Annotated in this window: 4 protein-coding genes; 3 read left to right on the top strand and 1 reads right to left on the bottom strand. The window is 74.3% G+C overall.

The window, feature by feature from the left end; all coding sequences use genetic code 11:
• The first annotated feature begins 292 nt into the window (after window positions 1-292).
• The 3 genes from LCD33_RS17835 to LCD33_RS17845 all read left to right on the top strand — a co-directional run bounded on the left by LCD33_RS17835 (window position 293) and on the right by LCD33_RS17845 (window position 5,057).
• Window positions 293-1,249, top strand: coding sequence for a 4-(cytidine 5'-diphospho)-2-C-methyl-D-erythritol kinase (locus LCD33_RS17835; protein ID WP_224958621.1), 957 nt, complete (start codon window positions 293-295; stop codon window positions 1,247-1,249).
• Window positions 1,250-1,286: 37 nt separating this feature from the next.
• On the top strand, window positions 1,287-3,071 hold the full coding sequence (locus tag LCD33_RS17840) for an ABC-F family ATP-binding cassette domain-containing protein (RefSeq protein ID WP_224958597.1): 1,785 nt from the start codon (window positions 1,287-1,289) through the stop codon (window positions 3,069-3,071).
• A gap of 333 nt (window positions 3,072-3,404) precedes the next feature.
• Window positions 3,405-5,057 carry a fatty acyl-AMP ligase gene (locus LCD33_RS17845; protein WP_224958598.1) on the top strand — a complete coding sequence of 551 codons (1,653 nt, stop codon included), beginning with the start codon at window positions 3,405-3,407 and terminating at the stop codon, window positions 5,055-5,057.
• Here LCD33_RS17845 and pth read toward each other — a convergent pair whose 3' ends face one another.
• A complete protein-coding gene (gene pth / locus LCD33_RS17850) occupies window positions 5,058-5,633 on the bottom strand; it encodes an aminoacyl-tRNA hydrolase (RefSeq protein WP_224958600.1) in 576 nt (191 codons plus the stop codon).
• Window positions 5,634-5,832 lie beyond the last annotated feature (199 nt).

A 5,832-nucleotide genomic window follows, 5' to 3' on the forward strand; every position in this document is an offset into this window, starting at 1 on the left:
TTGCCCACGCGGCCCGCGCGGCGGCGCCCGCCGGCGGCCGCGCACACCACCACCACCCCCCCCCCCGCCCGCGCGCGCCCCCCCCCCCCCCCCCCCCCCCCCCCCCGGCCCCCCCCGGGGGCCCGGGGGGGGGCCGCGGTGCGTCCGGGCCGGGCTGGACGAAGATCCACCTGGTGGCGGTGCCATCGCCCGACCGGGAATTCCGGCCGGGTGCGCGGAGGTTCCGCTGTGAAGTCGGGTGCTGGGGCGGCACGCGAGTCGCGCGGACACGTACGCTCTAGGGGTGCTCTCCGTGGTACCCACCCCCATCACCGTGCGTGTCCCGGCCAAGGTGAACCTGCACCTGTCGGTCGGCGATACCCGCCCGGACGGCTACCACGAGCTGGTCACCGTCTTCCAAGCGCTCTCGCTCACCGACGAGGTGACGGTGCGCACCGCCGACGAGCCCGGCATCGAGGTGCACGGCGAAGGCGCCGACTCGGTCCCGACCGGGCCGAGCAACCTGGCGTGGCGGGCGGTGCAGCTGCTCGCCGAGCACTCCGGCCGCGACCCGGAGGAACCGGGCGTGCAGCTCACGATCCGCAAGGGCATCCCCGTCGCGGGCGGCATGGCGGGCGGCAGCGCCGACGCGGCCGCCGCGCTGCTGGCCGTGAACGCGCTGTGGCGGCTGGAGATCGGCCGGGACGACCTCGCCGACCTCGCCGCGAAGATCGGCAGCGACGTGCCGTTCTCGCTGCTGGGCGGGACCGCGCTCGGCACCGGTCGCGGCGAGCGGCTGGTCCCGGTGCTGGCCCGGCACACCTTCCACTGGGTGATCGCGCTGGACCGGCGCGGCCTGGAGACCCCCGGCGTGTACGCAGAGCTGGACCGGCTGCGCGGCGACACCGGCCCGCACCGCGTCGGCGAGGTGGAACCGCTGCTGGAGGCGCTGGCCTCCGGCGACCCGCGGCAGCTGGCGCTGCTGCTGGGCAACGACCTGCAGTCCGCGGCGGTGTCGCTGCGGCCGAACCTGCGCCGCACGCTGCGCGCCGGCGTGGAAGCGGGCGCGCTCGCCGGGATCGTGTCCGGCTCCGGCCCGACCTGCGCGTTCCTGTGCACCGACGACGACGCCGCGGTCCGGGTGGCCGCCGAGCTGTCCGGCGCGGGCGTGTGCCGCACCGTGCGGGTCGCGCAGGGACCGGTGCCCGGCGCGCGGATCGTCGGTGACGACCGCGCCGACCGGCCCACCCCGCCGCAGGTCCACGCCTGACCCACCCCCCACGTTCCTCTGGAGATCCACACCCCCGATGGCGAACCTGATCAACCTCGAATCGGTGAGCAAGAGCTACGGAGTGCGACCGCTGCTGGACGGCGTGTCCCTCGGCGTCGACGAAGGCGAACGCATCGGGGTCGTCGGCCTCAACGGCGGCGGCAAGACCACGCTGCTGGAAGTGCTCTCCGGTGCCGAAGAACCCGACTCCGGCCGCGTCAGCCAGTCCCGCGACCTGCGGATGGCCGTCGTCACCCAGCGCACCGAACTCCCGCCCGGGTCGACCGTGCGCAACGCCGTGCTCGACCCGCACGGGTTCACCGCCGAGCACGAGTGGGCCGCCGACGCGCGGGTCCGCTCGGTGCTCACCGGGCTCGGCATGACCCGGCTCGGGCTGGACACGCCCGTCGCCGACTTCTCCGGCGGGGAGCGCCGCCGGGTCGCGCTGGCCGCCGCGCTGGTGCGCGACCTCGACCTGCTGGTGCTGGACGAGCCGACGAACCACCTCGACGTGGAAGGGGTGCGCTGGCTGGCCGATCACCTGCTGGCCCGCCGCTGCGCCCTCGTCATCGTCACGCACGACCGCTGGTTCCTGGACACCGTCTGCAACCGCACCTGGGAGGTCACCCAGGGCAAGGTGGAGCAGTACGAAGGCGGCTACGCCGACTGGATCTACGCCCGCGCCGAGCGCGGCAGGCTCGCCCAGCAGGCCGAGGAGAAGCGGCAGAACCTGGCCCGCAAGGAACTCGCCTGGCTGCAGCGCGGTGCGAAGGCCCGCACCTCCAAGCCGCGCTACCGGGTGGAGGCCGCCGAAGCGCTGATCTCCGACGTCCCGCCGCCGCGGGACACCGTCGAACTGGTCAGCTTCGCGAAGCGGCGGCTCGGCAAGACCGTCGTCGAGCTGGAGGACGTCGACCTGCGGATCGCCGACCGCACCCTGCTGCGGGACGTGACCTGGCGGATCGGCCCCGGCGACCGGATCGGCGTCGTCGGCGTGAACGGCTCCGGCAAGACGACGCTGCTGCGGCTGATCGCGGGCGAACGCGAACCGGACGCGGGCACCCGCAAGGTCGGCGCCACCGTGCGGCTCGCCCACCTCACGCAGGAACTGCACGACCTGCCCGGCGACTGGCGGGTGCTGGAGGCCATCGAGGACGTGGCCGAACGCGTGCAGCTCGGCAAGTACGAGCTCACCGCCTCCCAGCTGGGGGAGCGCTTCGGGTTCGGCAAGGGGCGGCAGTGGACGCCCGTCGGCGACCTCTCCGGCGGGGAGCGCCGCAGGCTCCAGCTCGCGCGGCTGCTGATGGGCGAGCCGAACGTGCTGGTGCTCGACGAACCGACGAACGACCTGGACATCGACACCCTGCAGCAGCTCGAAGACCTCCTCGACGGCTGGCCCGGCACCCTCGTCGTCGTCTCGCACGACCGGTACCTGGTGGAGCGGGTGTGCGACCGGGTCGTCGCCCTGTTCGGCGACGGGAAGCTCAGCGACCTCGTCGGCGGCATTGAAGAGTACCTGCGGCGGCGCAGCTCGCTGCTCGAAGCGGAGGAGTCCGTCGGCAAGCAGGCCGTCGACTCGGCCGAGGCCAAGGAGAACAAGCTCTCCGGGGCGCAGGAGCGGGCCGCGCGCAAGGACCTCGCCAAGCTGGAGCGCCAGCTCGACAAGCTCGGCAAGAAGGAGCAGGACCTGCACGTCAAGCTCGCCGAGGCCGCCACCGAACCCGAGCGGCTGCAGGGGCTCAACGCCGAGCTGCGGGCGCTGTCGCAGGAGAAGGACGAAGTAGAAGCCCGCTGGCTGGAACTGGCCGATCAGCTGGATTGAGGTCGTTGTCCTGCTGCGAGGGGGTGGGGTGGCGGAACCTCAGCGTTTCCCTCGCTGCGGGATCTTTTTCCCGAGTGGCTCTGCCACGAGGGGAAAGCTGTCCTCGCGAGGGAACCGCTGAGAACCCGCGGGTGGTCCTGTTGATCGGGTGGTCGTCAGCTCATCGGCTTCGCCGCTGACATGCAACGGATACGACCTGCCGAGCAGGTTCACGGGCAGGCGGTCCTCGCTGTGGGTCGAGGTGGGCGGGTTCGGTCGGTAGGACCTTTCGCCGGGGTGGATTGGTCGCTGCGACGGTTTCCCGCACCTGGGAACGGTCGTAATGTGCGTCACATGAGCCGGTTCGTGGACGGGATCGTGGCCTCGGCGCTCGACGGCGGGGCGGACGCGCGCGGGCTGGTCACCGGCGAACCCCGCGCACCCCGGCGCCGCACCTGGGCCGAGGTGCACGAGCAGGCCCGGTGCGTTGCCGCCGCGCTCACCGGCACCGTCCGGCCCGGCGCGGCGGTCGCCGTGCTCGCCGCCGACCCCGGCCTGATCGCACCGGCCGTGCAAGGCGGCTGGCTCGCCGGGAACAGCGTGACGATGCTGCACCAGCCGACGCCGCGCACCGACCTGGCGCGCTGGGCGCAGGACGCGGTGCGGGTGCTCGGCGTGATCGACGCCGAGCTGGTGCTGCTCGGGCCGCCGTTCGAGCCGCTCGCCGACCTGCTCGACTCGCACCGCATCCGGTACCGCGACCTCGCGGGCCTCGTCGCGCACCCCGAGCCGCTGGCCGAGCCGGTGCCGGTGGCGGAGGACGCGACCGCGCTGCTGCAGCTGACCAGCGGATCGACCGCGGAGCCGAAGGCGGTGCGGATCACCCACGGCAACCTGGCCGCGAACACCGCCGCGATGGTCGAGGCCGCCCACCTGGACCCGGCGGGGGACGTGGCCGTGTCCTGGCTGCCGCTGTTCCACGACATGGGCCTCGTCGGCACCCTCACCGTGCCGATGGCGATCGGGATGGAGGCGGTGCAGGTGACACCGACCGACTTCCTCGCCGCCCCGCTGCTGTGGCCGAAGCTGATCGGCAAGTACGGCGGCACCGTGACCGCGGCGCCGAACTTCGCCTACGCCATCGCCGCGCGCCGGATGAGCCGCGCCGAGGACGGCGAGTTCGACCTGTCCGGGCTGCGGTTCGCGCTCAACGGCGCCGAACCGATCGACGTGTCGGCGGTCCGCTCGTTCACCGCGGCCGGTGCCCGCTTCGGGCTGGGCGACGCGGCGGTGGTGTGCGCCTACGGGATGGCGGAGGCGACGCTGGCCGTGACGTTCGCCGAGCTCGACCGGCCGACGCGGGTGGACGTGGTCTCCGCCGAAGCGCTGGAGGTGCGCGGCCGCGCCGAACCCGCCACCGGCGGCGGAACGCGATCGTTCGCGCTGCTCGGGCCGCCGCTGCCCGGGATGGAAGTGCAGGTCGTCGACGACGCGGGGAACGAGCTGGGCGAGCGCGCGGTGGGCCGGGTGCGGGTGCGCGGCGCCGCCGTCACGCCCGGCTACCGCACCGCGGACGGGCCGGTGCCCGCGCAGGACGCGGCGGGCTGGCTGGACACCGGGGACGACGGTTACCTCGTCGACGGCCAGGTCGTCATCTGCGGCAGGCGCAAGGACGTGATCATCATGGGCGGGCGGAACGTCTACCCGGTGGACGTGGAGCGCGCCGCGAGCGAGGTCGCCGGGGTGCGCGCGGGGAACGCGGCCGCGGTCCGGCTCGACGCGGGGAGCCGCCGGGAGCGGTTCGCGGTCGTCTGCGAATCGGCGTCCGCGGGCGACGGGGCGGCGGAGAAGGCGCTGCGCAAGGAGATCACCAGCAGCGTGGTGCGGGCCGTCGGCGTCCGCCCGGCCGCAGTCGTGGTGCTGCCGCCCGGATCTCTGCCGAAGACCCCGTCCGGCAAGCTCAAGCGCGCCGCCACCGCGGAACTCGTGCCGCCCGCCGCCGGCTGATCAGTGGAAGCGGTTCTGCGCGGCTTCCAGACCGTCCGCGGCCAGCGCCTCGACGGCGTCGGCGCACAGGTCCACGAAGTAGCCGAGGTCCTTGCGCTCCGCGCCGGAGAAGTCCTTGAGCACGTAGTCCGCCGGGTCCATCCGGCCCGGCGGGCGGTCCACGCCGAACCGCACCCGCAGGTAGTCCTTGGTGCCCAGCGACTTGGTGATGGACCGCAGCCCGTTGTGCCCGTTCTCGCCGCCGCCGCGCTTGAGCCGGACGGTGCCGTACGGCAGGTCCAGCTCGTCGTGCACCACGATCAGCGTCTCGGGGGTGGCCTTGAAGAACTTCGACGTGCCCGCCACGGGGCCGCCGGAGAGGTTCATGAACGACCGGGGCTTCGCCAGCACGACGCGGCGGGCGCCCAACCGGCCTTCGACGACGTCGGCGCCGGACTTGTGCGCCTTGAACCCACCGCCGACGCGGGCGGCGAGCTCGTCGGCGACGAGGAAACCGACGTTGTGCCGGTTGCCCGCGTAGCGCGGTCCCGGATTGCCGAGTCCGACGATCAGGACGGGCGAGTCAGGAGTGGTCACCAGGCTGCGTCCTCGGATGGGGGTCGCAGCTGATCAGCGGCGACCTCGGGATGGCCGGCCCCGTGCCGGGGCGGCCGCGCGGTGTTCGGCCCGGGCGGGCCGGAGCCGCGGGGGGGGGGGGGGGGGGGGGGGGGGGGGGGGGGGGGGGGCGGGGGGCGCCCCCCCCCCCGCCGGGCCGCGTGCGGGCCGGGCGGAGCGG

The organism is Saccharopolyspora sp. 7B (genome assembly GCF_020177435.1).
In the GTDB taxonomy this organism is placed as follows: Bacteria; Actinomycetota; Actinomycetes; order Mycobacteriales; family Pseudonocardiaceae; genus Saccharopolyspora_C; species Saccharopolyspora_C gregorii.

Excerpts from the sequence above, each read along its gene's own strand:
- LCD33_RS17840 (WP_224958597.1), top strand. The coding sequence starts at position 1,287 with ATGGCGAACCTGATCAACCTCGAATCGGTGAGCAAGAGCTACGGAGTG.
- LCD33_RS17845 (WP_224958598.1), top strand. The coding sequence starts at position 3,405 with ATGAGCCGGTTCGTGGACGGGATCGTGGCCTCGGCGCTCGACGGCGGG.